At 61.1% G+C, this 25,649-nt stretch carries 24 protein-coding genes and 1 pseudogene; 14 read left to right on the top strand and 11 right to left on the bottom strand.

All coding sequences use genetic code 11. The annotated features are described in order from the left end of the window. The first annotated feature begins 57 nt into the window (after window positions 1-57). From PMI21_RS08240 to PMI21_RS08250, 3 genes are all read left to right on the top strand, one after another. Window positions 58-1,140, top strand: a complete 1,083-nt coding sequence (locus PMI21_RS08240; protein WP_007940159.1) for a BMP family ABC transporter substrate-binding protein — start codon at window positions 58-60, stop codon at window positions 1,138-1,140. Between the two features lie 136 nt (window positions 1,141-1,276). Then, window positions 1,277-2,242: an isopenicillin N synthase family dioxygenase gene (locus PMI21_RS08245; protein ID WP_007940158.1), complete on the top strand. Its 966-nt coding sequence runs from the start codon at window positions 1,277-1,279 to the stop codon at window positions 2,240-2,242. Window positions 2,243-2,323: 81 nt separating this feature from the next. Next, complete coding sequence (locus PMI21_RS08250) at window positions 2,324-3,277, top strand: adenosine deaminase (protein WP_007940157.1); 954 nt, start codon at window positions 2,324-2,326, stop codon at window positions 3,275-3,277. Window positions 3,278-3,332: 55 nt separating this feature from the next. Here the strand turns inward: PMI21_RS08250 and PMI21_RS08255 are convergent, their stop codons facing one another. The 3 genes from PMI21_RS08255 to PMI21_RS08265 all read right to left on the bottom strand — a co-directional run bounded on the left by PMI21_RS08255 (window position 3,333) and on the right by PMI21_RS08265 (window position 6,834). Continuing rightward, window positions 3,333-4,715, bottom strand: coding sequence for an MFS transporter (locus PMI21_RS08255; RefSeq protein ID WP_007940156.1), 1,383 nt, complete (start codon window positions 4,713-4,715; stop codon window positions 3,333-3,335). A 138-nt stretch (window positions 4,716-4,853) separates the two neighbouring features. After that, window positions 4,854-5,588: an ArsR/SmtB family transcription factor gene (locus PMI21_RS08260; RefSeq protein ID WP_007940155.1), complete on the bottom strand. Its 735-nt coding sequence runs from the start codon at window positions 5,586-5,588 to the stop codon at window positions 4,854-4,856. 316 nt (window positions 5,589-5,904) lie between these two features. Beyond that, window positions 5,905-6,834, bottom strand: coding sequence for a LysR family transcriptional regulator (locus PMI21_RS08265; protein ID WP_007940154.1), 930 nt, complete (start codon window positions 6,832-6,834; stop codon window positions 5,905-5,907). Window positions 6,835-6,953: 119 nt separating this feature from the next. Between PMI21_RS08265 and PMI21_RS08270 the strand changes: the two genes are divergently transcribed. After that, complete coding sequence (locus PMI21_RS08270; protein WP_007940153.1) at window positions 6,954-7,967, top strand: zinc-binding alcohol dehydrogenase family protein; 1,014 nt, start codon at window positions 6,954-6,956, stop codon at window positions 7,965-7,967. 166 nt (window positions 7,968-8,133) lie between these two features. After that, the gene (locus tag PMI21_RS29730) at window positions 8,134-8,304 is read left to right on the top strand and encodes a hypothetical protein (protein ID WP_007940152.1); all 171 of its coding nucleotides are present in this window, start codon (window positions 8,134-8,136) and stop codon (window positions 8,302-8,304) included. Between the two features lie 8 nt (window positions 8,305-8,312). Here PMI21_RS29730 and PMI21_RS08275 read toward each other — a convergent pair whose 3' ends face one another. Next, a complete protein-coding gene (locus PMI21_RS08275) occupies window positions 8,313-9,509 on the bottom strand; it encodes a multidrug effflux MFS transporter (protein ID WP_007940151.1) in 1,197 nt (398 codons plus the stop codon). Between the two features lie 109 nt (window positions 9,510-9,618). After that, window positions 9,619-9,816, bottom strand: coding sequence for a heavy-metal-associated domain-containing protein (locus tag PMI21_RS08280; protein ID WP_007940150.1), 198 nt, complete (start codon window positions 9,814-9,816; stop codon window positions 9,619-9,621). Between the two features lie 161 nt (window positions 9,817-9,977). Between PMI21_RS08280 and PMI21_RS08285 the strand changes: the two genes are divergently transcribed. The 3 genes from PMI21_RS08285 (at window position 9,978) to cueR (ending at window position 13,256) form a co-directional block, all read left to right on the top strand. Then, window positions 9,978-10,361 carry a hypothetical protein gene (locus PMI21_RS08285; RefSeq protein WP_007940149.1) on the top strand — a complete coding sequence of 128 codons (384 nt, stop codon included), beginning with the start codon at window positions 9,978-9,980 and terminating at the stop codon, window positions 10,359-10,361. 91 nt (window positions 10,362-10,452) lie between these two features. After that, the gene (locus PMI21_RS08290) at window positions 10,453-12,846 is read left to right on the top strand and encodes a heavy metal translocating P-type ATPase (protein WP_007940148.1); all 2,394 of its coding nucleotides are present in this window, start codon (window positions 10,453-10,455) and stop codon (window positions 12,844-12,846) included. Beyond that, window positions 12,843-13,256, top strand: coding sequence for a Cu(I)-responsive transcriptional regulator (cueR, locus tag PMI21_RS08295; RefSeq protein ID WP_007940146.1), 414 nt, complete (start codon window positions 12,843-12,845; stop codon window positions 13,254-13,256). Before PMI21_RS08290 ends, cueR begins: the two co-directional genes overlap by 4 nt. On the opposite strand, the gene PMI21_RS08300 is transcribed toward cueR, so the two are convergent. Continuing rightward, window positions 13,210-14,427: an MFS transporter gene (locus PMI21_RS08300; RefSeq protein ID WP_033064137.1), complete on the bottom strand. Its 1,218-nt coding sequence runs from the start codon at window positions 14,425-14,427 to the stop codon at window positions 13,210-13,212. The genes cueR and PMI21_RS08300 overlap by 47 nt on opposite strands. Before the next feature lie 217 nt (window positions 14,428-14,644). Next, the gene (locus tag PMI21_RS08305) at window positions 14,645-15,538 is read right to left on the bottom strand and encodes a PA4780 family RIO1-like protein kinase (protein ID WP_007940144.1); all 894 of its coding nucleotides are present in this window, start codon (window positions 15,536-15,538) and stop codon (window positions 14,645-14,647) included. Window positions 15,539-15,982: 444 nt separating this feature from the next. Here PMI21_RS08305 and PMI21_RS30255 point away from each other — a divergent pair. Beyond that, window positions 15,983-17,071, top strand: a pseudogene (locus PMI21_RS30255) (cache domain-containing protein); the annotation flags it as partial. A 90-nt stretch (window positions 17,072-17,161) separates the two neighbouring features. Beyond that, entirely contained in the window at window positions 17,162-17,929 is a 768-nt protein-coding gene (locus tag PMI21_RS30250) for a methyl-accepting chemotaxis protein (protein WP_370694472.1), read from the top strand. Window positions 17,930-17,966: 37 nt separating this feature from the next. Here the strand turns inward: PMI21_RS30250 and PMI21_RS08315 are convergent, their stop codons facing one another. Beyond that, complete coding sequence (locus PMI21_RS08315) at window positions 17,967-18,758, bottom strand: AraC family transcriptional regulator (protein WP_007940141.1); 792 nt, start codon at window positions 18,756-18,758, stop codon at window positions 17,967-17,969. A gap of 84 nt (window positions 18,759-18,842) precedes the next feature. Here PMI21_RS08315 and PMI21_RS08320 point away from each other — a divergent pair, with 84 nt between their 5' ends. Continuing rightward, window positions 18,843-19,871, top strand: coding sequence for a bile acid:sodium symporter family protein (locus PMI21_RS08320; RefSeq protein ID WP_007940140.1), 1,029 nt, complete (start codon window positions 18,843-18,845; stop codon window positions 19,869-19,871). On the opposite strand, the gene PMI21_RS08325 is transcribed toward PMI21_RS08320, so the two are convergent. Next, window positions 19,872-21,149: an acetyl-CoA C-acetyltransferase gene (locus PMI21_RS08325; RefSeq protein WP_007940139.1), complete on the bottom strand. Its 1,278-nt coding sequence runs from the start codon at window positions 21,147-21,149 to the stop codon at window positions 19,872-19,874. A 190-nt stretch (window positions 21,150-21,339) separates the two neighbouring features. Between PMI21_RS08325 and PMI21_RS08330 the strand changes: the two genes are divergently transcribed. Then, window positions 21,340-22,692 carry a 3-oxoacyl-ACP reductase gene (locus PMI21_RS08330; protein WP_007940138.1) on the top strand — a complete coding sequence of 451 codons (1,353 nt, stop codon included), beginning with the start codon at window positions 21,340-21,342 and terminating at the stop codon, window positions 22,690-22,692. A 2-nt stretch (window positions 22,693-22,694) separates the two neighbouring features. Next, on the top strand, window positions 22,695-23,549 hold the full coding sequence (locus PMI21_RS08335; RefSeq protein ID WP_007940137.1) for a MaoC family dehydratase: 855 nt from the start codon (window positions 22,695-22,697) through the stop codon (window positions 23,547-23,549). 57 nt (window positions 23,550-23,606) lie between these two features. Here the strand turns inward: PMI21_RS08335 and PMI21_RS08340 are convergent, their stop codons facing one another. Together PMI21_RS08340 and PMI21_RS08345 are read right to left on the bottom strand one after the other, a co-directional pair. Further along, window positions 23,607-24,017, bottom strand: a complete 411-nt coding sequence (locus PMI21_RS08340; protein WP_007940136.1) for a response regulator — start codon at window positions 24,015-24,017, stop codon at window positions 23,607-23,609. An 86-nt stretch (window positions 24,018-24,103) separates the two neighbouring features. Continuing rightward, a complete protein-coding gene (locus PMI21_RS08345; RefSeq protein WP_007940135.1) occupies window positions 24,104-24,301 on the bottom strand; it encodes a Flp family type IVb pilin in 198 nt (65 codons plus the stop codon). Between the two features lie 327 nt (window positions 24,302-24,628). On the opposite strand from PMI21_RS08345, the gene cpaB reads away from it, so the two are divergent. Next, window positions 24,629-25,561 carry a Flp pilus assembly protein CpaB gene (gene cpaB / locus PMI21_RS08350; protein WP_007940134.1) on the top strand — a complete coding sequence of 311 codons (933 nt, stop codon included), beginning with the start codon at window positions 24,629-24,631 and terminating at the stop codon, window positions 25,559-25,561. Window positions 25,562-25,649: the final 88 nt, after the last annotated feature.

Genomic DNA, 25,649 nt, shown 5'->3' with positions numbered 1-25,649 from the left:
TTGGTCAGCAATTTGCATTGACCTGGCACACCTCACAACAAAATGGAGTTCCAGTTCATGCACAAACGTCCGTTGAAGCAGCTGCTTTGCGCTGTCGCCGCAGCCATCGGTCTGAGCGCCAGCCTGACCGCCAGTGCCGTCGACCCGCTGAAAGTCGGCTTCGTCTATATCGGCCCGATCGGTGACCACGGCTGGACGTATCAGCATGAACAGGGACGCAAGGCACTGGCGGAGAAGTTCGGCGACCAGATCACCACCAACTACGTAGAGAACGTCGCCGAAGGCGCCGATGCCGAGCGGGTGATCCGCAACATGGCCAAGGACAAGTACGACCTGATCTTCACCACGTCTTTCGGCTACATGAACCCGACCCTGAAAGTCGCCAAACAATTTCCCAAGGTGACCTTCGAACACGCCACCGGCTACAAGCAGGACAAGAACCTCGGCACTTACCTGGCACGTACTTACGAGGGCCGCTACGTCGGTGGTTTCCTCGCCGCGAAGATGACCAAGACCAAGAAAATCGGCTATGTCGCCTCGTTCCCGATCCCGGAAGTGATCCGCGACATCAACGCCATCCAACTGGCCCTGAACAAGTACAACCCGGGCACCGAGATCAAAGTGGTGTGGGTCAATTCCTGGTTCGATCCGGGCAAGGAAGCCGACGCCGCCAATGCGCTGATCGATCAGGGCGTGGACGTGGTGTTCCAGCACACCGACAGCCCGGCACCGATCCAGGCCGCCGAACGGCGTGGCGTATATGCCGTCGGCTATGCATCGGACATGGCGCACTTCGGGCCGAAAGCGGTGTTGACGTCTATCGTCAACGACTGGGGCCCGCACTACATTCAGGCGACTCAAAGCGTGCTCGACCATACATGGAAATCCCAGGATTACTGGGGCGGTCTGCAGGAAGGCACGGTTGAGCTACCAATCAGCGACCTGGTGCCGGCCGCGGTGAAAACCGAAGCCGAGCAGATCATTGCCGACATCAAGAGCGGTGCGCTGCATCCATTCACCGGGCCGATCAAGGACCAGGCCGGCGTGGAGAAAATCCCGGCGGGCGTGAGTGCGACCAATGCGGAACTGGCGTCGATGAACTACTACGTGGAAGGCATGAAGGCCGATATGCCGAAGTGATTTTTTACCCGTGACACCGCCAAGATCGCAGCCTGCGGCAGCGCCTACATGGATTGGCTTACACCTGTAGGAGCTGTCGAGCGAAGCGAGGCTGCGATCTTTTGGCCCCAGCACCAAACCTCGCCTGGAACCGTCAATGAACCAACTCCCGATCATCGACATCGCCCCGCTCTACAGCGATGACGCTCAAGCCTGGCAATCGGTCGCCACAGAAATCGACCACGCCTGCCGCGAATGGGGCTTTTTCTACATCAAAGGCCACCCGATTTCGGCAGAGCGTATCAGTGCCGTGCTCGACCATGCCCAACGCTTCTTCGCCCTGCCCACCGCCGAAAAACTCAAGATCGACATCACCCAGACCCGCCACCACCGCGGCTACGGCGCCATCGCCACTGAACAACTCGACCCGAGCAAACCCAGCGACCTGAAAGAAACCTTCGACATGGGCCTGCACCTGCCGGCCGATCATCCCGAGGTGCTGGCGGAAAAACCCTTGCGCGGGCCCAACCGTCATCCGTCGCTGCCCGGTTGGGAATCGCTGATGGAGCAACACTACGTCGACATGCAAGCACTCGCGCAAACCCTGCTGCGGGCCATGACCCTGGCGCTGGGCATCGAGCGTGACTTCTTCGATAGCCGTTTCAGAGAACCGGTCAGTGTGCTGCGGATGATTCATTACCCGCCACGCCACACGGCCAGCTCCTCCGATCAACAAGGCGCCGGCGCCCATACCGATTACGGCTGCATCACCCTGCTCTATCAGGATGCCGCTGGCGGCTTGCAAGTGCGGAACGTAAAAGGCCAATGGATCGATGCGCCGCCGATCGAAGGCACATTCGTGGTCAACCTCGGCGACATGATGGCGCGCTGGAGCAACGACCGTTATCTGTCGACACCGCATCGGGTGATCAGCCCGCTGAGGGTGGATCGGTACTCGATGCCGTTCTTTGCCGAGCCACACCCCGACACACCCATCGAATGCCTGCCCGGTTGCCAGGACGAACAGCATCCGGCGAAGTATCCGGCCACCACCTGCGCCGAATTCCTGCTCTCGCGCTTCGCCGACACCTACGCCTATCGGCGGGAACAGAAAGCCGTGTAATGAACCGGCTGGTCAGGTTTTACTCATTGTTTCTGCGGGCATCTGTAGAATGCCCTCATTGCACCTGATGAGATTTCAAAAATGTACGACTGGCTGAACGCTCTGCCCAAGGCAGAATTGCACTTGCACCTGGAAGGTTCGCTGGAGCCTGAGCTGCTGTTCGCCCTGGCCGAACGCAACAAGATTGCCCTGCCGTGGAGCGACGTCGACACCCTGCGCAAGGCCTACGCCTTCAACAACCTGCAAGAGTTTCTCGACCTGTATTACCAGGGCGCCGATGTGTTGCGCACCTCCCAGGATTTCTACGACCTGACCTGGGCCTACCTGTTGCGCTGCAAGGAACAGAACGTGATTCACACCGAACCGTTCTTCGACCCGCAAACCCACACCGACCGTGGCATCCCGTTCGAAGTGGTGCTTAATGGCATCGCCGCCGCGTTGAAGGATGGCGAACAGCAACTGGGCATCACCAGCGGTTTGATCCTCAGCTTCCTGCGCCACTTGAGCGAAGACGAAGCGCAGAAAACCCTCGACCAGGCGCTGCCGTTCCGCGATGCGTTTGTCGCCGTGGGCCTGGACAGTTCGGAGATGGGCCACCCGCCGAGCAAGTTCCAGCGCGTGTTTGACCGTGCTCGCCACGAAGGCTTCCTGACCGTGGCCCACGCCGGTGAAGAAGGCCCGCCCGAGTACATCTGGGAAGCCCTCGATCTGCTGAAAATCCAGCGCATCGACCATGGCGTGCGCGCCATCGAAGACGAGCGTTTGATGCAGCGGATCATCGACGAGCAGATCCCGCTGACGGTGTGCCCGTTGTCGAACACCAAACTCTGCGTGTTCGATCACATGTCCCAGCACAACATACTCGAGATGCTCGAGCGCGGTGTGAAGGTCACGGTGAACTCCGATGACCCGGCGTACTTTGGCGGCTATGTCACCGAGAACTTCCACGCGCTGTACACCGATTTGGGCATGACCCAGGATCAGGCCAAGCGTTTGGCGCAGAACAGCCTGGATGCACGGTTGGTGAAACCTTAAAGGTCACCCAATAAACCTGTGGGAGCGAGCCTGCTCGCTCCCACAGGTTCGGTGATTAACGGACGGTCACCGGCTCGCTCAATTCTTCCAAGGTCTTGCCCCGGGTCTCCATCCCGAAGATCCACACCACCCCCGCCGCAATCGCAAAGCACATCGCCCCCAGCGCAAACACCCCGCCCTGCCCCGTCATCGGGAACACCAGCCCGGTCACCAATGGCCCGAGCAGCGAACCCACCCGGCCGATGGCCGAAGCGAACCCCGAGCCCGTGGCCCGTGCCGACGTCGGGTACAACTCCGGGGTGTAGGTGTAGAGCACCGCCCACATGCCGAACAGGAAGAACTGCATCAGCAGTCCCGAGGCGATCAACAGGCTGACGTTGCCGCCGAACACCGCGCTCTGACCATAAAGAAACGCCATCACCCCGCCGCCGAGCATGGTCACGACGCACACTGGCTTACGCCCCCAACGCTCCACCAGCCAGGCGGCCATGAGGAAACCGGGGATCCCGCCGAGGGAAATCAGCACCGTGTAATACACCGACTGGGTCACGGCGAAGCCCGACTGTTGCAACAGCGCACTGAGCCAGGACGTCAGGCCATAAAAACCCAGCAAGGCGAAGAACCACACGCTCCAGATCATCATCGTGCGCTGGCGATACTGTGCCGACCAGATTTCCCGCAGCGCGGAGAAGAAGTTGCCCGGTTGACTCGCCACCCGGGGCAGGCGAATCGGCTCAGGCAGATCCGAACGGCCCAATGAAGCCCGAACCCGTTCTTCGATGCGGCGCAAAACCGTGTCCGCCACATCATGATGCCCGGCCTGTTCCAGCCAGCGCGGCGACTCGGGAATGAAAAAACGAATCGCCAGGACGAACACCGCCGGTACCGCCAACACCAGAAAGATGTCGCGCCAGCCAATCACCGGCAACAGGAAATACGACAGCACCCCGGCGGCCACAAAACCGAGCGGCCAAAAACCGTCCATCAACGCGATGTAACGCCCACGCCGCTTGGCCGGAATCAGCTCCGACAGCATCGACTGCGCAATCGGAAACTCCATGCCCATGCCGATCCCCAAGAGGATTCGGAACAACGTCAGCGTTTCGACGTTCTGCGCCGTGGAGCACAGATAGCTGGCGATGCCCCACAACACAATGCTCCACTGGAACACCGGTTTGCGCCCGAAGCGGTCGGCCAGCATGCCGGACAGCGAGGCGCCCACCACCATGCCGAAGAAACTCGAACTGGCCAGCAACCCGGCCTGCGCCGTGCTCAGGCCGAACTCGGTTTTGATCGAGCCAAGCAGGAAGGTCATCATCGCCAGGTCCATGGAGTCGAAGAAAAACGCCAGGGCGATGATGATGAAAATGATGCGGTGATAACCACTGATGGGCAGCCGTTCCAGTCGTTCTGCCGCGCTGAAGCTTCGTGTTTCCATGCCACATTCCCCCCAATCCGAAAGTCCCCGGATCGAGTGTGCGCGATAGTCGCTGGGGGTTATTGCTGGATGCGACCTGCCCAGAGCTCTGAACGACGCCTGAAGCCCAGAATCCCGGACATCGCCCCACCAATAGCTCTAAAGCGCCATGTCCAGCTCGGTTTCCTTGGCGAAACGATGGATTTCACGTTGCCCCGTGGCCGTGATCTGCAAGGCTCGCGAATCGTTGGGCAGGCTCAACCAGCCGGACTGCATGAACAGTTGCAACAAGGCCGCGCCCAAGGAACCGCCCATGTGCGGGCGTCTTTCGCTCCAGTCCGGGCACGCGCAGGCGACTCTGCCGTTGCGATGGGCCAGTGCCTGGATGAACACACCGCGTGCTGCCAATTGCGTGGAACCCTTGTGAGTGATCATGACCCGCTGATCGAGCTGCTCGATCCAGCCGGCATCCAGCAGACGCCGGTAAAGATCGGCGGCCAGGGTGCCTCCCAGATGGTCATCGCAGAGCCGGGCCCGCAGCAGTGACGAAGGCGCCGCCTGAGGTTTGGCGATAGGGCTCGTGCGTTTGAACACCTCTGGAATATCCCGAGGCGCGCTGGCCAGGGTAGCACTGGCCAGGGCTTCTATTGCGGCGCCGACTTCGGGCGCGGCAAGTCGGAAAAACCGTTTGCGCCCACGGGTTTCGACTTTCAACAGACCGCCGGTGGACAAGCGCCCCAAATGCGCACTGGCCGAAGACGGCGACAGGCCCGCCAGCAACGCCAGCTCCTCGGTATGCCGCGCCGAGCCGTCCATCAAGGCCCACATCATTGCGCTGCGCTTTGGGTCAGCCAGCAACGTGGCGATCTGGCTGATGCAAGGTGCATGTTCCATGTATTCACTCCCTGTTGAATCGTTTCGTCTACTGCTCAGAGACATCTTGACCAGTAATGTGTCTTCGGCCAAGACGCGAAAACCGCCATAAGCCGGGCAAAGCCACCCACTCACCCAAGCCATTGCTTCGCGGGTGCAGCGAAGGTCCGGTGATGACCGTAGGGTCTGACCGACTCGAACGTGGACTCGCCATTGCGAGATCGACGGTGCGTACATGAGGCGGGCGCTAGTATAAGCGGGTTAACCGCCGGTTCCTGCCCTCGGGGATCCATTGGTGGTGATAGTTCCTGACAGAAATTTCGCTATTTGCCTGCGACTAATGATCGACACCCGATATCGTCGGAAATTGACTGCTTATCCGAGCGCATCGGCTGGCAAGCATTTCCCGCAAAAGGTTCACCGGCTTACTCAATTGTGCGCGATGGGCGCACAGTAAATTCAGCGGTGCGCGCTCACAGAGCAGTTCAGGCATCAGCACTTTCAACCGACCGGCGAGCACATCGGCGGCGACATCGAGCCAGGACTTGTACGCAATCCCTGCTCCCGCCACGGCCCACAGCCGCACCACATCGGCATCGTCACTGAAGCGATCGCCGCTGACGGTCAGGCTCACCTCGCGTTTGCCGTCGTGAAAACTCCAGTGATCGTGGACCCGGCTACCGAGCATAAACAGCAGGCAATTGTGCTGAGCCAATTGCTCCAGATGCCGTGGTTCGCCATGTCGGGCCAGATAACTCGGCGCAGCACAGAGCACGCGGCGGTTCTGCGGCGCGATGGGCAACGCCACCAGGCTCGAGTCTTCCGGCTCGCCGTAACGCAGGGCGATGTCCACCGGTTGGCGGAACAGATCGGCGATGCGGTCGCCCAGCAGCAACCGTACGGTGAGTTTCGGGTGCTCGCGCTGAAACTCGTCGAGCCATGGCAACAGCAGGTTGCGACCGAAATCCGAAGGCGCCGACAGCTGCAAAATCCCGCTGACCTGATCCTGCCCACTGGCCAGCAAACGGCGGCCCTCATCGAGATTGCTCAAGGCGGCCCGGGCGTATTCCAAAAAGCCCTCGCCTTCGGCCGTCAGGCGCAGGCTACGGGTAGAACGGGTGAGCAAGCGTGCGCCGAGTTGTTGTTCGATGCGTTTCAACGCCGCGCTGGCCACCGCCGCCGACAGGTCCATCACCCGCGCCGCCGCCGACAAACTGCCCAGGTCCGCTGCCCGAACGAACAACTGCAAGTCATCGAAACGCAACATCGTCAGCCCCGATTATCAAAAAAATATTGAAAGAGACTGCTCTTTTAGCGGGTTTTATCTCTTGGAGAAATAACCAATCATCTGTGCCATCGAAATCATCCTTCTCCCGGGACCCCACTATGAAAGCCATTGCCTACTACGCCTCCCTGCCGATCAGCGACGAAAAGTCTCTGCAAGACGTCGAGTTGCCAGAACCGGTCGCCGGCCCGCGCGACCTGTTGGTGGAGGTCAAAGCCATTTCGGTCAACCCGGTGGACACCAAGATTCGCCAGAACGTGCAGCCTGAAGGTGGCGCGGCCAAAGTGCTGGGTTGGGACGTGGCGGGTGTCGTCAAGGCTGTCGGCAGCGAAGTGACCTTGTTCAAGGCCGGCGACAAGGTGTTCTACGCCGGCTCCATCGTCCGTGCCGGCGGCAACAGTGAGCTGCATGTGGTGGATGAGCGCATCGTCGGCCATATGCCGAAAACTCTTGGTTTCGCCGAAGCCGCCGCCCTGCCGCTGACCGCCATCACCGCGTGGGAACTGTTGTTCGAACGCCTGCAAATACGCGAAGGCAAAACCGATGAGGGTCAGAGCCTGCTGATCGTCGGTGCCGCCGGGGGCGTTGGTTCAATCCTCACGCAATTGGCCAGCCAGCTCACCGGGCTGAAAGTCATCGGCACCGCGTCCCGTGCCCAAACCCAGAGCTGGGTGCGTGACCTGGGTGCCGATCAAGTGATCGATCACAGTCAGCCGCTGAGTGAAGCACTCAAACGTGCCGGGTTCGAACATGTCACCCACGTCGCCAGCCTGACCCAGACTGACCAACACCTGGATCAATTGGTGGAGGCGTTGGCGCCGCAAGGCAAACTGGCGCTGATCGATGATCCCAAGGCGCTGGACGTGACCAAGCTCAAGCGCAAGAGCCTGTCGCTGCACTGGGAGTTCATGTACACCCGCTCGCTGTTCGAGACCGCAGACATGATCGAGCAGCACAAACTGCTCAACCGCGTCGCCGGGCTGATCGATGCGGGCACGCTGAAAACCACGGTCGGTGAGCACTTCGGAACCATCAACGCAGCCAACCTGCGCCGCGCCCATGAACTGCTGGAGAGTGGCAAGTCCAAGGGCAAGATTGTGCTTGAAGGGTTCTGACCAAAATCAAGAGATCGTGGCTTTGGGAGTTGCGATCTTTGCCGTCAGTCTGAGAGTTGATCGTTGTCACAATTGCGATCGTATTCGGGTCTACAATCGAAAACTCTGCGAATAATCTTTTACGTGATGTCTTTTGCGAGACGTCTTTTACAAGAGGAACTCAGCAATGAAGATCCTGATAAAAGAACTGGCAACATCCCGCTGGCAGGTCCGCCTGGATCAACACGCTGTGACGTTCCGCAGTGAAGCCGAAGCCCTGGCCTTCACTAAAACCCTTGAAGCGCGCTTGTACGCGCCCCATCAGATTCCCGGTCGTCAGCATCGCTCTGCCGGCTGAGTCCGTCCTCAAACCTGGGCTTGCTCCAACGCCCGGGCATTCTGCAAACGCCGGGTGAGCATCGCCACGCTCACCACCACAATTGCGCACAGACTGATGACCATGGCCATCGGCATGGCACTGCCATCGTGCAAAACACCCACCAGCGCCGCGGCCCCGGCGGCGACGCTGAATTGCAGGCAACCGAGCATCGCCGAGGCACTGCCCGCCCGCGCGCCCTGCCCGTTCATCGCGCAGGCCGAGGCGTTGGGCACGATACAACCCAGGCTGGCGATGCAGAGGAAAAGCGGAATCAGCAACGGCCACAAGTGCGCAGTGTGTAACGAGCTGACCGCCAACAGGGCCAGACCGCCCGCCAGGTAGAGCCAGACAGTGCGCGCCAGTAAGAAAGCCGGACCGCGCTTTGCCAACAACCGGGCATTGACCTGGGCCACCAGAATGAACCCCGCCGCGTTAATCCCGAACAGCCAGCCGAAATGCTCGGCCGGCACGCCATAGAGTTTGATGAAGACGAACGGCGAGCCCGCGATGTAGGCAAACATCCCGGCGATGGCAACGCCACCGGTCAGGGCATGACCGAGGAATATCGGGTCCGCCAGCAACCGACCGTACTGGCGCAGCGCGCCCGACAACGGTTGGCGCGGCACATGGACCGGCAGACTTTCCGGTAGCCCGAGGGCCACGGCCAACCCTGCCAGCGCACTGAAACCGGTCAGCGCGAGAAAGATCGACTGCCAACCCGACGTGTTGACCAACAACCCGCCCAGCATCGGCGCAAGAATCGGCGCCAGGCCCATCACCAGCATCAACTGCGAAAAGACCTTCGCCGACCCCACTGCATCGCATTTATCGCTGACCACCGCCCGGGCGATCACCATGCCCGCGCAACCGCCCAGCGCCTGGACGAAGCGTGCGCCGATCAGCCACTCCAGATTCGGCGCGTAAGCACACGCCAATGAGGCTACGGTGAACAGGCCGACGCCGGTCAACAAGGGAATCCGTCGCCCGAAGCGATCCGCCACCGGGCCGTATGCCAGTTGGCCGATGGAAAGCCCGAGAAAATAGGCCGCCAGGGTCAGTTGAACGTGTTTTTCGTCGGTGCCGAAAGCGAGCGCCATCGCCGGGAAGGCCGGCAGGTAGAAATCGATCGCCAGCGGACCGAAAGCGCTCAAGGCGCCGAGAATCAGGATTGTGCGCAGGTTCATCAGGCGTCCAGGTTGGGCAGACAGGTTAGCCATGGATCAGCAGGGTGACAGTCTAGCCGGGCGTGGACGCCTTGAACATTCCGTTAGGTCGCTAACTATTAAAAATAGCTCAGGCCTGTTTTACCCCGTAACCCTCTTCAGTGATGGTGGCGATCACCTGATCGGCTGTCAGCGCACTTTCTACGCCGACTTCTTTTGCCGCCAGATCGATACGCACGCTGGCTGCCGGATCCTTGGCTTGCAGCGCCTCAGTAATGGCCTTGACGCAGTGACCGCAGGACATACCTTCAACGTTGAACACTTGCATGGGACGTCTCCTTTAATGAAGCCCTTACATGAGGGTTGCGCGCAGTCTCGAGCTTGCCACCATGGCAAGGTCAAGTTCTGAAACAAGCTGCCGGGCTGGCAATCGGCGCCGCGCTCGGCCAAGCTGCGCCCATCAATGACTCGACATCAGGAGATTCAGCCATGCGCTGGTCAGCTCTCAGCCTGTTTGGCTTCCTCAGCCTCTTTGCCGCGACACCTTCGGTTCAAGCCGCCGGGGAGGACTACGGCGTGCTGATCATTTCCCGCGAGCGCCTGGAAGTGTCGACTTCCTGCGAGATCGGCGTGTACATCCAGGATCAGTTGGCGGGGCGGCTGTTCCAGGAACAGAGCACCTCGTTCAACCTGCCGCCGGGCAATGTGTCCCTGCGCCTCAAATTGCTGCCGGGCCAGGCGCCGGGCTGCAACCCGGGCATGCTCGCGCCGGGCTCGCAGGACATCAAACTCAAGGCTGGGGATGTGTTGAAGTTCCGGATTGCGATGACGCAGGAAGGGATGTACCTCAAGCCTGCGGCTTTGGGGTACTGAGTCTGCGATCTTTTGATCTGAGACATGGCACTTGACCTTGCCCGCATGGCAAGGTTGATCCTGTAGGCAATTTCTACAGGGAGCGTGACCGATGTCCGAATCCACCACTTTCGATCTGCCGATTGCCGGCATGACCTGCGCCAGTTGTGCCGGGCGTGTCGAGCGTGCCTTGAGCAAAGTCATCGGCGCCACGGCCGTCAGCGTCAACCTGGCCACCGAACAGGCCCGGGTGCAAGCGCCCAGTGACAGCCTGCCCGCCTTGATGGACGCCGTGCGGCAGGCCGGTTACAGCGTGCCGCAGCAGACCCTCGAATTGAGCATCGACGGCATGACCTGTGCGTCTTGCGTCGGCCGCGTCGAACGGGCGCTGGCCAAGGTGCCGGGGGTGAAGAGTGTCAGCGTCAACCTGGCCAACGAACGGGCGCACCTTGAGCTGCTCGGCCACGTCGATCCGCAAACCTTGATCGGCGCCGTGACCAAGGCCGGTTATTCCGCCCGCGTCTGGGAAGTCGAACACCCGCAAACCGACAATCAGCAACAACGCCTGCACCGTGAACGCTGGGCCTTGCTGGCGGCCATCGCCCTCGCCTTGCCGCTGGTGCTGCCAATGCTGCTGCAACCTTTCGGCGTGCACTGGATGCTCCCGGCGTGGGTGCAGTTCGCGTTGGCTACGCCGGTGCAATTCGTCTTCGGTGCACGCTTCTATGTCGCAGCCTGGAAAGCCGTGCGCGCCGGTGCCGGCAACATGGATTTGCTGGTGGCTCTGGGCACCAGCGCCGGCTACGGCTTGAGCGTTTACGAGTGGGCCACCGCTGCCGGTCGCATGCCGCACCTGTATTTCGAAGCCTCGGCGGTGGTGATTGCCTTGGTGTTGCTGGGCAAATACCTGGAAAGCCGCGCCAAGCGCCAGACCGCCAGCGCCATCCGCGCCCTCGAAGCCTTGCGTCCGGAGCGAGCCATTCAAGTGATCGACGGCCGTGAGCAGGACGTCGCCATCAGCGCCTTGCGCCTCAACGATCTGGTCATGGTCAAACCCGGCGAGCGCTTCCCGGTGGATGGCGAAGTGGTGGAAGGCCAGAGCCACGCCGATGAAGCGTTGATCAGCGGCGAAAGCCTGCCGGTGCCCAAAGCGCCGGGCGACAAGGTCACCGGCGGTGCGATCAATGGCGAAGGCCGGCTGCTGGTGCGGACCTTGGCACTCGGCGCAGAAACCGTGCTGGCGCGGATCATCCGCCTGGTCGAAGACGCGCAGGCAGCGAAAGCACCGATCCAGAAACTGGTGGATAAAGTCAGCCAGGTGTTCGTGCCCGTGGTGCTGCTGATTGCACTGGCGACCCTGATCGGTTGGTGGCTGTACGGTGCGCCGCTGGAAACCGCATTGATCAACGCCGTCGCGGTGTTGGTGATCGCCTGTCCTTGTGCGCTCGGGTTGGCCACACCGACAGCAATCATGGCGGGCACCGGCGTGGCGGCGCACCACGGAATTCTGATCAAGGACGCCGAAGCCCTGGAGCGCGCCCACGAAGTCAGCGCGGTAGTGTTCGACAAAACCGGCACCCTGACCTCGGGCACCCCGCGTATCGCACATTTGAGTGCCATCGAGGGTGACGAAGCGGCCTTGCTGCAAATGGCCGGTGCGCTGCAACGCGGCAGTGAGCACCCGCTGGCCAAGGCTGTGCTGGATGTCTGTGCCGAACGCGGCTTGACCGTTGCCGATGTCAGTGACAGTCAATCGCTGACCGGGCGCGGCATTGCCGGCAGCCTCGACGGCCGGCGATTGGCCCTGGGCAATCGGCGTTTGCTGGAAGAAAGTGGCTTGAATGCCGGGTCATTGGCCGACTCCGCAACCGCCTGGGAAACCGAAGGCCGGACCCTGTCCTGGTTGATCGAGCAAAGCCCTGAACCTCGGGTGCTGGGCCTGTTCGCTTTCGGTGACACGCTCAAACCCGGCGCCCTGCAAGCGGTGCAACGCCTGAGCGCACGCAACATCAGCAGCCACTTGCTGACCGGCGATAACCGCGGCAGCGCCAAAGTGGTCGCTGAAGGGCTGGGCATCAAGGATGTTCATGCCGAAGTACTGCCGGCGGACAAAGCCGCCACCGTCGCCGCCCTGAAAAAAACCGGCGTGGTGGCGATGGTCGGCGACGGCATCAACGACGCCCCGGCCCTGGCCGCTGCTGATATCGGCATCGCCATGGGCGGCGGCACCGACGTTGCCATGCACGCTGCCGGGATCACCCTGATGCGCGGTGACCCACGGCTGGTGCCGGCGGCGCTGGAAATCAGCCGCAAGACCTACGCGAAGATTCGCCAGAACCTGTTCTGGGCCTTCGTCTATAACCTGATCGGCCTGCCACTGGCGGCATTCGGCTTCCTCAACCCGGTGCTGGCCGGCGCGGCCATGGCGCTGTCGAGCGTCAGCGTGGTCAGCAATGCGTTACTGTTGAAAACCTGGAAGCCCAAAGACCCGGAGGACAATCGATGAACATTGGCCAAGCGGCCCGCCAGAGTGGCCTGAGCGCGAAGATGATCCGCTATTACGAGTCCATCGGCCTGCTCAAGGCGGCCCATCGCACCGACAGTGGCTACCGGGTCTATGGCGACGACGATCTGCACACCCTGGCGTTCATCAAGCGCTCTCGGGATCTGGGCTTTTCACTGGAAGAGGTCGGCAAACTGCTGACCCTCTGGCAGGATCGCCAGCGTGCCAGTGCCGATGTGAAGGCCTTGGCCCGTCAGCACATCGACGAGCTGAATCAGAAGATTCGCGAACTTGGTCAGTTGCGCGACACCCTGCAAGACCTTGTAGAACACTGCCACGGCGACCACCGCCCGGACTGCCCGATTCTCAAGGAGCTGGCGTCGGGCTGCTGCGTCGAACCCGCCCATTCCTGAGCGCCAGCCCCTTCACCACCAGCAACAGGGTGAGGGGAATGCCGTGGAACAACAGCACCACCGCGCCGGGCGTCCACCAGGAATAAAACGGCGCGGCGATCAACATGCCGACGCCGAACCCGGTCATTTGCAGCAGGGTCAGAAAACTGAAAATCGGCAGGCGCAGGCTGTCCGGTTCACGTTGCAGACGCGACATCAGGCCGACTTCCGAGAACCCGTCGCCCAAGCCTGCGGGTAACGAAAACAGCAGCAACCCGTACAGGGTCTGCTGCTGAAACATCAGGATGAAGCCGCAGGACATCAACAACACGCCAAAGAAAAATCGCCGCTCAAGGTGCGCGTTGTCCGTGCCTTTCAGGCGACTGGCGATCCGCGCACCGATGAACTTGCCGCAGGCCCACACCGCCAGCATCAGGCCCAGGGTGGTGCTGGCCGACTCGGGTGTGAGCAGTTTTGAAATGATCGGAAGACCGACGTTGTGCGCGGCGCTGCCCAAGGTGTCGGCCATGGCGACGGCCAGCATTGCCGCCAGCACCGGTGCCGTGCGCAACCCCTGACGCAGGGCCTGCCATTCGCCCTGTTTGTGAAGAGGTTCGTCACAGTTGGGGGCCGGTCCGGAAAACCGCAGCGGCACAATCAGCAGCGCCGCCAGCAGATACGTGACCATGTTCAACGCAAATACTGTTTCAAAGCCAAAACCCGCCACCAATAACCCCGACACCAGACTCCCGCTGACCATCGCCGCAGACGACGCTGAGGTTATCCAGGCATTGGTCTTGAGTAATTGCGCCTCTTCGATCAGGTGCGGCAATTGGCTGTTGAGGCCGATGGCGAACATCGAATTACCAAACCCCAGGCCGAACGCGATCAGCGGTAACAGCAACCCTTGCTGGGCCACTGGCAGCATCAACAGCAGCCCCAGCAAACCGGCGCGCAGCAGATCGAAGGCAATCAGCGGCAAGCGCCCGGCCCAGCGACGATAGAACCGGGTGCCGATCAGGCTGGCCAGGATCCCCCCGGCGACACGGCTGGCGAGAAAGATACCGACGCTCATGGCGCTATTGCTGAGCAGGTAGACGTAGGTGGCCAGGGCGACCATGTTGAGGAAGGCACCGAAGTCCGAAATCAGCCGGGCGGCGATGATCAGTTGGGCATTGCGGGTGGATGGAATGTTCACAATCAATCCTTGAATGTGGGGAGGCCGTTGTGGATTGTCTGGTCTGACGCCATTGCGGGCAAGCCACGCTCCCACAGGTCAGGTGTCGATCATGGAATCAGGGGGCGACACAAAACCTGTGGGAGCGCGGCTTGCCCGCGATGCGGACGATGCGGTTCCAAAAAAAGCATCGACAAAAAACCCGGCCGAAGCCGGGTTTTTCTTTAGCCGGTCACTGCATCCACGGTGGAGGCGGTTCTTCGGTCTTGCTCGGTGGCGCATCGTCTGCCGCCCGAACCGCTTGGCGACGCTCTTCGTCGAGACGGGCCGCCTCGATCTCGCGCATGATCCCGCCGACGTCCGCCAGCTCTTGCGGCTCGTCGAACTCGCCGGTCAACACACTGGCCGGGTGCAAGGTGCCGGCTTCGTACAATGCCCACATTTCCTTGGCGTACCGGGTGCGTTTCAACTCCGGTGCAAAGCGACCGAAGTAAGACGCCATGTTGCCCACGTCCCGCTCCAGCATGCTGAACGCGTGGTTGTTGCCCGCCGCATCCACCGCTTGCGGCAGGTCGATGATGACCGGGCCGGTCGGCGTCAGCAGCACGTTGAACTCGGACAGGTCACCGTGCACCAGGCCGGTACACAGCATCAGCACGATTTGCGAAATCAGGTAAGCGTGATATTCGCGTGCCTGGTCCGGCTCCAGCACCACATCGTTCAGGCGTGGTGCGGCATCGCCGTACTCGTCGGCCACCAGCTCCATCAGCAGCACGCCTTCGAGGAAGTCATACGGCTTGGGCACCCGCACCCCGGCACTGGCCAGACGGAACAGCGCCGCCACTTCAGCGTTCTGCCAGGCGTCTTCGGTTTCCTTGCGGCCAAACTTGGAGCCCTTGGCCATCGCGCGAGCCTGCCGGCTGTTGCGCACCTTGCGGCCTTCCTGATACTCGGCCGCCTGACGAAAACTACGTTTGTTCGCCTCCTTGTAGACCTTGGCACAACGCAGCTCGTTGCCGCAGCGCACCACATAAACAGCTGCTTCTTTACCACTCATGAGTGGGCGCAGCACCTCGTCGACCAGACCGTCCTCGATCAGGGGTTCAATGCGTTTTGGAGTCTTCATCAGCTTTTATTGTGGGTCCTTTATTACCAAACACGCGAAAGTCATTCGTTATACGGCAATCCTCTCATTCGGGGGAGGGGTTGCCGACCTATGAACGTTCCCATGAACATCAAGAAGCACACAATGTGCCGGATTAATCAGGCAATACTCATCGACCGCCCCGGATCATAGCTGAGCCCGCACCACTTGTTGACGAAGGGATGCAAGGGCAATTGCGACAGAATCTAACCTCGATCCCTGTCCTTCGCAGGATTTTTCTCAACGGGCCTCAATTTCCCCGCGCCTCAGCCGAAGTCATTAGAGAGAAAAGGAATTGTCTGACAAACGCCTCGACAACAATCAAGAAGGCGCGTTCAAGGATCGGGGCATATCAAACGTTTTCGGCTGCCAATAATCCGCGAGTCATCAGTACTGCGTGGGCCTACAAGAAAAACTGGAGCGCGGATGAACATCAAACAGAAGCTGACCTGGGCGTTTGCAATCATCGCCTGCTTGCCCGTGGTGCTGGTCGCCACCCTCGTTGTGCTGAACTTGCGCAGCGATGCCAAGGACAATTTTGTCGACGGCAGTGGCCGCGAGATTCGTCAGGTCAGCAATGCCATGCAGTTGTTCTTTGACGGCATCAGCCAGAACGTTGACTACCTGGCCACCCAACCGCTGATCAAGAACTCCGACGACAGCCTCAAGACCTACATGAGCGCCAACGCCGAGAGCATTCCCCAAGGCGAAATGGACAAGAAGGTCTTCGCCCTGCTCCAGGACCTGGGCAACAGCCACCCGGCCTACGCCTATGCGATTCTCGGGACTGCGGCGGGCGGTTACGTGTCCTGGCCGGACGATGCGAAGCTGAGCAATTACGACCCGCGCCAGCGCCCGTGGTACAAAGCGGCCCAGGCCAAGCCGGGCAAACCGTTTCGCACCGAGGCCTATTACTGGGCTCAGGATGACGCGACCTACGTCAGTACCGTGCGCACCATCGATAACAAACTGGGCACCAATGGCGGCGTGGTCAGCATCGACGTGACGCTCAAGCAGCTCACCGAAATCGTCAAACAGATCAAACTCGGCGAAACCGGCTACCTGATGCTGGTGGAAAACACCGGCACGGTGCTGGTCGATCCGAAGCAACCGGAACACAATTTCAAAGCCCTGAGCAGCCTCGGCGACGGCTACGCGCAACTCGGCAAGGCCGGCAAAGGGCTGGTAGAGGTCGAGCTCAATGGCGAGCGCTACATGGCCAACGTCTGGCCGTCGGAGCAACTGGGCTGGACCTTTATCGGCCTGATCAAGCAGACCGACGTGATGGGTTCGGCCACTCAACTGACCTGGCTGATCGCGATTATCGCCGCAGTACTGGCGGTGTTCTTCGCCATCGTCGGCGCCAGTTTCGCCAGCCTGATCGTGCGGCCGATCCGCAGCGTGGCCAGCGGCCTGGAAGGCATCGCCCAGGGTGAAGGCGACCTGACCAAGAACCTGCACATCCGTGGCAGCGACGAAACCGCGCAACTGGCCAACTGGTTCAACCAGTTTCTGGCGGCGATCCGTAACCTGATTCAAAACATCGGCGGCGCCGCGACCAAGATCCTCGCTACTTCCCAGAGCTCGACGCAGGTGTCCAGCGACATGGCCGAAGCCGCCGGACGTCAGCGTGAAGCGGTGGACATGGTGTCCACCGCGTTCCACGAAATGGTCGCCACCGCCAACGAAGTCGCGCGCTCCTGCAGCCAGGCCGCCGAGTCGGCCGACAGCGGCCAGCGCCAGGCCCGTGAAGGCCAGCAGCAGATCGATGCCGCGGTGAGCAGTGTCGATCGCTTGAGCCAGGAAATCGAACAGTCGGCGCAATCGATGCAACAGCTTGAGCGCGATAGCAACGACATTCAGTCGATCCTCGGGACCATTCGTTCCATCGCCGAACAGACCAACTTGTTGGCCCTGAACGCCGCCATCGAAGCGGCCCGGGCCGGTGAACAGGGTCGTGGCTTTGCGGTGGTGGCCGATGAAGTTCGCGCCCTGGCCAAACGAACTGCCGATTCCACGGCGGAAATCGACGGCCTGCTGGGCAACCTGGCCAAGCGCACCAGCCAGGTGACGCAGCAGATGCACGCGAGCCTGGAGGTGTCTCAGCAATCGGTGACCCGCATCGGTGAAGCGCGCAGCAGCTTCGGGCAGATCCGTGAGTCGGTGGATGTGATTCGCGATATGAACACTCAAATCGCCACGGCGGCGGAAGAACAGCATCAGGTGGCCGAGGACATCAATCGGCATATCAGCCAGATACATGGCGATGCGCAGTTGGTGGCGGAATTGGCAAACTCGGCGCGGCTGGATTCTCAGAGCCTGGCGGGGTTGTCGAATGAGCTGGATGGGTTGGTTCGCCGCTTCAGGACCTGAGTGGGCGTGATCGTTCCCACGCAGAGCGTGGGAACGATCATTGCTTGAACAACTCGCCAGGGGTAAACCCGAATAACCCCTTGAACGCCGCAATAAACGCCGACGTCGAGTCATACCCACAAGACAGCGCGGCATTGGTCACGCTGTCCCCCTCCTCCAGCAAACTCAACGACGACAGCAGCCGCATGCGCTGCCGCCAACTGCGGAAGCTCAACCCGGTTTCGCGCTGAAACAAGCGCATCAGGGTTTTCTCCGACGTACCCAAACGCTCGGCCCATTCCTGCAAAGTCACCGTGCGCTCGGGGCTTTCGATCAGCTCGTTGCACAAGCCCAGCAAACGTTCATGCCGGGGTAATGGCAAGGAAAACCCCACCTCCGGCAGACTCGCCAACTGATCCAGCAGCACGCCCACCAATCGCGCCTCTTGGCTGTCGCCCTGTGGATATTCCACCGGCAACAGGCAAAAGCGCTTGATCAGCTCCCGGGCCAATGGCGTGACTTCCAGCACCCGGCAACGCCCGTCCGCCCATTGGCAGTCCTCGCGGCGCACGTACAGGCTGCGCATTTCGGCACGCATCGAGGTCACGACCTGGTGCTCGAGATCCGCCGGAATCCAGATACCCCACTGCGGCGGCGCAAAGAAACTGCCTTCGGCGGTGTGCACGCCGAGAACGCCGCTGATGGCGTAGGAAAACTGCACCCAATCATGACGATGAGGCGGCGTCCACGAACCGGCGTTCAGGCTTTCCGCCCGCGCATACAACGGACGCGGCAACACCGTCAGCGCCGGGATGGTCCGCTCGAGGGAAAGTTGTCCGTTAGTCGGCATTGATTGGCCTTATGTCGCAAGACGGCTGATGGGGCCGACGTTAGGCTAAGTCATCAATTCTTACAAATGGATTCGGTGCCGGTTATGCATGCCTTCAAACACCTCAAACGCGTGGTCACCGACTGGTTCTTGTGCGGCATGCTGATCGCCACGCTGCTGGCGTATTTCTTCCCGACCTTCGGCGCCACCGGCGGCGGGATGCATGCCGAGTGGGTGATCAACATCGGCGTGTTCCTGGTGTTCTTCCTGCACGGGGTCAACCTCTCCAGCGAGCAGATCCGCCACGGGCTGAAAAACTGGAAGCTGCACGTGATGGTCCAAGTCTTCACCTTTGCGGTGTTTCCGTTGATCTGGCTGCTGAGCGACAAACTGCTGGGCTCACACATTCCATCGTTGCTGATGCTCGGGTTCCTTTACCTCTGCGCCCTGCCCTCGACCATATCCTCGTCCGTGGCCTTGACCGGCAGCGCGGGCGGCAACGTACCGGCGGCGATTCTCAACGCGAGCCTGTCCAGCGTGCTGGGGATTTTCCTGACGCCGTTGCTGGTGAGTTTCGTGGTCGGCAGCGGCGCTGGCGGCATCGATTTGGGTTCAACCCTGCTCGACCTGTGCGCGATGCTGCTGTTGCCGCTGGTACTCGGGCAATTGCTGCGGCCGTGGCTGGGCAAGCTTTTCGCCCGGCACAAGCGCTACACCAACATCGCCGACAAACTGGTGATCCTGCTGCTGGTGTACTCGGCGTTCTGCAACTCGATGGTCTCGGGGATGTGGCAGCAACAGGGCAACAGTGTGATTCTCACGGCGTTGATTGGCAGCGCGATTCTGCTGGCGGTCATTCTGTGGATGACCACCCGCACCGCCCGTGCGCTGAAATTCAGCCCCGCCGATGAGATTGCCGCGGTGTTCTGCGCCAGCAAAAAATCCCTGGCGGCCGGGGCGCCGATGGCGGCGCTGATCTTCGGCGCCAACCCCGGCCTTGGGTTGATCCTGCTGCCGATCATGATCTACCACCCGTTGCAGTTGATCGTGTGCTCGGTGATGGCCGAGGGTTACGCCAACCGCAACCGGGAACTGGCCGCGCGGCAAAACGCGGCAGTGCTCAACGCTCAATAATCAGCGCTCGATAATCGCCGTCACGCCCTGACCGCCGGCGGCGCAGATCGAGATCAACCCTCGGCCCTTGCCCGCCGCGTCCAGCAGCTTCGCCAGGTTGGCGACGATCCGCGCACCGGTGGCGGCAAACGGATGCCCGGCGGCCAGTGAACTGCCTTTGACGTTGAGGCGGCTGCGGTCGATGGAACCCAGCGGCGCATCGAGGCCGAGGCGGGTTTTGCAGTACTCCGGATCTTCCCAGGCCTTCAACGTGCACAGCACTTGGGCGGCGAACGCTTCGTGGATTTCGTAGTAATCGAAGTCCTGCAAGGTCAGGCCGTTGCGCGCCAGCAATCGCGGCACCGCATACACCGGCGCCATCAGCAGCCCTTCGGCGCCCTTGACGAAATCCACCGCCGCCGCCTCGCCATCGCGCCAATAGGCAAGCAACGGCAAACCGCGCTCCTTTGCCCATTCCTCACTGCCCAGCAGCACCACCGACGCGCCATCGGTGAGTGGCGTGGAGTTGCCTGCGGTCAGAGTGCCCTTGGCGCTTTTCTCGAAGGCCGGTTTCAGTGAGGAGAGCTTTTCCAGGGTCAGCTCCGGGCGCAGGTTGTTGTCCCGGGTCAGGCCGAGGAACGGCGTCATCAGATCGTTGTGCCAGCCTTCGGCGTAGGACGCCGCCAGTTTCTGATGGCTTTCGAGGGTCAGCCGGTCCTGCTCGTCACGCGGGATGCCCCAGGTCTGGGCCATTAATTCACAGTGTTCGCCCATCGACCGGCCGGTACGCGGCTCGCCGATGCTTGGAAAGTCCGGGATCAGGTGTCGGGGACGCAGTTGCAGGAAGGTTTTCAGTTTGTCGGCGATGCTTTTGGCGCGATTGGCTTGCAAGAGGATCTTGCGCAGGCTTTCGTTGACGCCGATCGGCACGTCGGAGGCCGTATCGACGCCGCCGGCAATGCCACACTCGATCTGACCCAGGGCGATTTTGTTCGCCACCAACAACGTCGCCTCCAGCCCCGTACCACAGGCCTGCTGGATGTCGTAGGCCGGCGTCGTCGGCGACAACCGCGAGCCCAATACGCATTCACGGGTCAGGCCGTAGTCGCGCAAATACTTGAGCAACGCCCCGGCCGCCACTTCGCCCATGCGCACACCGTGCAGGTTATAGCGCTCGATCAAGCCTTCCAGCGCTGCGGTGAACATCGCCTGGTTACTGGCAGTGGCGTACGGCCCGTTGGACCGGGCAAAAGGAATACGGTTACCGCCGATAATCGCGACGCGGCGCAGCTGTGTCATGAAAAACTCCTTCTGATATTCAATTGTGAACACACATCCCTGTGGGAGCGGGCTGCATTTCCTGAAAGACCTGCTAAACCCAAGCTCAAACCAACCTGCAATGTTCAAGCGTAGGCCTTATCTCGTGGATCGAACGACTAATTGCCATTCCTGGTCCACACTTTTAACCCCGGCTTCTGGAGCGTGATTCATGTCTGACCGCTATATCGACTTCGCCAATTCGTCCATCGGCCATCGTGTGGTCGGTGCCCTGGGTCTGCCGTCGCCGGTACGGCTGGAACGCTGGCAAGCAGGTCGACTGCGGCCTGTCGAGGGGGCGCTGTTGATTGGCGGTGGCCCGTTGACGGAAAAAGTCAGCACCCTCGCCAACCGCCTGACCGACACGATTTACAGCTACGGCACCGACCCGACCCTGGCCACCGCGTGGATTCCCGGCCACGGCCAGAAACTCAAAGCCGTGGTGTTCGACGCCAGTGACCTGGTACAGGTCGATCAGCTGAAACAGCTACGCGAGTTCTTCCAGCCACTGATGAAAAACCTCGATCACCATGCGCACCTGGTGATTCTTGGTCGAGCGCCGGAAACCCTGAGCGACCCGTTCGCCGCCAGCGCCCAGCGGGCCCTAGAAGGGTTCAGCCGTTCGCTGGCCAAGGAGCTGCGCAACGGCGGCACCTTGCAGCTGATCTATGTCGGAGAAGGGGCCGAAGATCAATTGGAAGGCCCGTTGCGGTTTTTCCTCTCGCCCAAAAGTGCCTTCATTTCCGGGCAAGTCATACGTTTGAAGGCGTGTGCGACGCAGGTGATGGACTGGACCCGCCCGTTGTCAGGGCGCAAGGCACTGGTGACAGGCGCGGCCCGTGGCATCGGCGCCTCGATCGCCGAAACCCTGGCCCGGGACGGCGCCGAGGTAATCCTGCTCGACGTGGCACCGGCCAAAACCGATCTCGACGCCCTGGCCGCACGCCTCGGCGGGCGCAGCATCACCCTGGACATCTGTGCCGAAGACGCCGCCATGCAACTGATCGAACACTTGCCGGACGGCGTCGACATCGTAGTCCACAACGCGGGCATCACCCGGGATAAAACCCTGGCCAACATGACTCCGGAATTCTGGGACGCGGTGCTGGCGGTCAACCTCAACGCGCCGCAAGTGCTGACCAAGGCTCTGCTCGACAGCGGCACCTTGCGCGACCACGGCCGAGTGATCCTGCTGGCGTCCATCAGCGGCATCGCCGGCAATCGCGGGCAAACCAATTACGCCGCGAGCAAGGCCGGGCTGATCGGCCTGGCCCAGGCCTGGGCGCCGCTGCTGGCTGGGCGCGGCATCAGCATCAACGCGGTGGCGCCAGGATTCATCGAAACCCAGATGACCGCGCACCTGCCCTTCGGCGTGCGCGAAGCCGGGCGACGCTTGAGTTCGTTGGGTCAGGGCGGCCTGCCGCAAGACGTCGCCGAAGCCGTGGCCTGGCTGGCACAACCGGGCACCGGTGCGTTTACCGGGCAAGCACTGCGCGTGTGCGGGCAAAGCGTGTTGGGAGCCTGACCATGACCACCGACTGGCACGTGCTCTCTCGCGAACCCAACCTGCAGACGTTGTATGTGAAGGCGGCGACGCGACGCAAAATCACCGGCACCGCACTGCCTGACTTGGGTTATCACTGTTGGGTCAATGTCGATCCGCAACGCCTGGAGGCTTACCGCAAAGTGTGTGGTCTCGCCGACAACGGCCTGCTGCCACCGACGTATCCCCACATTTTGGCGTTTGCCTTGCAGATGCAACTGCTCACCGCCAAGGCGTTTCCCTTCCCGCTGCTGGGGCTGATTCACTTGAGCAATCGCATCCGAGTCATGCGCCCCATGGGTGGCGTGAGTCGCGTGCGGGTCAGCGTGAAGGTGCAGAATCTGCAACCCCATGCCAAGGGCGCGACGTTCGAGTTAGTGACGGCGCTCGACGACCAGTTGGGGCTGCTGTGGGAAGCCGAAAGCCAGATGCTCTGTCGCGGGGTCAAACTGGCAGGCGAGCCTGTCGAAGATGTTTTTGCACCAATACTGTCGCTGACCGAGGTGGCCCACTGGAAAGCGCCGGCGGACATTGGCCGCCGATACGCCAAGGTGTCCGGTGACTACAACCCGATTCACCTGAGCGCGATCAGCGCCAGACTCTTCGGTTTCCCCAGCGCCATCGCCCATGGCCTGTGGAACAAGGCGCGGACCCTGGCAGCCCTGAGCGATCATTTACCGACGGCAAACGTCGAGATTGCGGTGCAGTTCAGAAAACCGGTGCGCTTGCCCAGCGAGGTGACGCTGATGTCCAGCGCGGCAGGGGCCAGTGGGGATTTCCAGTTGATGGGTGCCGGGGAGATCGAGCATATGGTGGGGCAGTGGCGGCCGGTTGCCTGATGGATTGTGGCGAGGGGGCTTGCCCCCTCGCCACAGTTCAGCGCGATGTACATACACTCAGGACCTCACCAAATCCCGAGGCTGTGGAAACAAATTATTCAACGTCTCCAACAACCGCACGTGATAAATCGGCTTGCGAAACAAATCCAGCACCTGCAAGCGCAACATGTCGCTCACATCCTCCATATCCGCATGCCCCGACGTCACAATCACCGGCAAATGCTGACGAGCCGTGTGCTCACGCAGACGCTTGATCAACGACATGCCACTCTCCTCCGGCATCCGCAGATCAGTAATCACCAGTGCAATATCAGGATGACGAGTCAAATGATGCAGGGCGAGCTTGACCGACGTTGCCGTAAAACAAGTAAAACCCTCGCCCTCCAGCAACTCGGCCAATTCCAGTAACGCATCCTCCTCGTCATCGACCAGAAGAAGCTGTTGCCGAGGGAGCGCTGGAGCGTTCATGGGGGTAACACCTGCAATGGACTAAGCCTTGACGTTAGAAGCCCTTTGCGGGATTGGCAAATGACCGCCCCTTGCCAGCCTTCAAATCAAAGCGCAGCTGAAATCGTAGTGAACATCGCGTTGATCGACGTGGAGATGGGTGTCACAAACGCCGCAAGCGTGAGTGCCACCATGCCTGCAATGATCGCGTACTCGATACCCGAAGCGCCTTCGGTATCTTTGGCAAGGTCTTTGTAAAAAGCGATGTGGGATTTGATCTTCTGAACCGTTTTGGTGAAGAACATGACATGTCTCCTGAATGACAGCGGATGTTGCACGACCGCAACATGATTCCCATATGCCAGCATCAGCATTGTCGGCAAACCCATGGCCAACAACTGTAAGAACGCATTAATACTTAAGCAGTAACCGGTTCATTAACGCCACAAAACAGCACTTTGGGCTCCAGCCCGTTACTTTTGTCAGATATTTACCGCCGCGTGATGGCATTTTGCTTTACCTGCGCTACCGTCACATAGCGAAATAGTCCCACGTTCATAACTGCCTGATTGAGAAGTCATCCCGTTAGAACTCTTGGGGGCGTTACGCAGCAGGAAAGGGGGAGAGCCTTCATGAACAGCCGCGTCACCCTGGGCCTGGCCGGGCTGTTTCTGGTAGGCGCCATCATTGCCGGTTACTGGGGGCTGACGCTGAGTCGTCAACCGGCTCCCGAACCCGTCGTGCAATCCGGCACATCATCGGCCTCGATACTGGCCTCGGTGGACGACCCGACCCGCCAACCGGTGGTGGTGCTGCTGCGTGACATCGCGCCGTTCGAGCAGATCACCGCCGCCGACGTGACCCTGGAAAAACTCCGTACCGCCCCGGTCGGCAGCCTGACCCGTCTCGATCAAGCCATTGGCCGTACGCCCTGGCGCGCGCTCACCGCCGGCAGCTGGCTCAATGACCAAAGTTTCGAAGCCGGCGGTACGCTGGCGCGGATGATCCGCGCCGATGAACGCGCCCTCGCCGTGGCGGCGGATGATGTAATCAATGTCGGCGGCCAACTGAGCCCCGGCGACTATGTCGACGTGCTGCTGTTTCTGCGCATGGACACCAACAACCTCCAGCAGTCGGCCCAGGTCGTGGTCCCGGCGTTGCGCGTACTCGGGGTCGGCGAGCAGTTGGGACTGACGAATGATGGCAAGCCTGCCAACCCGGCACTCAACCATGAAGAGAAACTCAAGCAGGAACAACTGCGCACCAGCGCCCGCACCGTATTGCTCGCCGTCCCTGAATCCCTCTTGAGCCGCCTGATGCTCGCGGCGCAGGTCGGGGTTTTGCGCCTGGCCGTGCGCAGCGCCGAGGAGCAACGCCTGAGCCAATACTGGGCCGGCCGTGGTGACTCATCGGCGAGCCTGGCCAATGCCAACCGCGAACTGGTGCAGTTCAGTCAACTGGCCCTGGCCGGCACTCCACAATCCCCCGCCCCCAGAGGCGCAGCACCGCGCAAGCCGAGCGTGGAAGTCATTCGCGGCAATGCCGTCACCCAACAAACGCCCTGAATCGAGCGAGGACGCTTCTCCATGCGCAGACGTTTCACGCCGTACTTCCTCGAAAACGGCCACGTCGATAAACACGGCGGATTATCGC

The organism is Pseudomonas sp. GM18, from assembly GCF_000282195.1.
In the GTDB taxonomy this organism is placed as follows: Bacteria; Pseudomonadota; Gammaproteobacteria; order Pseudomonadales; family Pseudomonadaceae; genus Aquipseudomonas.
Note: the sequence above shows the minus strand (reverse complement) of the source record. Positions and strands in the feature narration are given on the sequence as shown.